General features: G+C 48.5%; 1 protein-coding gene. It reads left to right on the top strand.

The annotated features are described in order from the left end of the window. Nucleotides 1–653: metallophosphoesterase family protein (locus tag ACS8FC_RS17995; RefSeq protein WP_439297794.1), on the top strand; the 653-nt coding region annotated here is incomplete at its 5' end. Nucleotides 654–672 lie beyond the last annotated feature (19 nt).

Below are 672 nucleotides of genomic sequence, written 5' to 3'. Positions count from 1 at the left end.
AGCATGAAGCGTTCTTAGCGGAGATACCGTTCGGCTCAGAGCAGCACGAATACTGGTTGCAACGCTTATATGAGATACCTCTGTGGATTGAGACAGATTATGCCTGTTTCGTCCATGCTTGCTGGGATGTAGATAGCATGGCCGTACTAAAACCACTGCTGACGGATAATAACAGCCTGACTCCTGAAGGTCTAATCGCGACGGCTAAAGAAGATACCATCGCCTTTGATGCTTTGGAGCGAGTATTAAAAGGGGTTGAGACAGGGTTGCCTGATGGCATCATCATGGTGGATAAAGAAGGCACTGAACGCAGACGAGTGCGGGTGCGTTGGTGGCTTGATGAGTTAAATCAGCGCACGCTTCGTGAGGTCGCTCGCGCTCCGTCCTCCGCATTGGCTCAAATACCGCCTGATGCACTGGCTGAAAATATTGACTTTGCGCTACAAACACATAAACCTGTATTTGTCGGTCACTATTGGCTCACTGACACACCTGAGCCACTCAGTCCACAAGTCGCCTGTACTGATTATTCGGCAGCGGTAGATAGTGGCTACTTGACTTGCTATCAGCTTGACACCGAACAGCCATTACCACTGACAGCTTCTCGCTTTGTGCAGCATTATCACGACAAAAAAGCAGAGATAAACCAGTGATATAATTGCTATTAACACC

The organism is Psychrobacter sp. 1Y4 (assembly GCF_051847555.1).
Note: the sequence above shows the minus strand (reverse complement) of the source record. Positions and strands in the feature narration are given on the sequence as shown.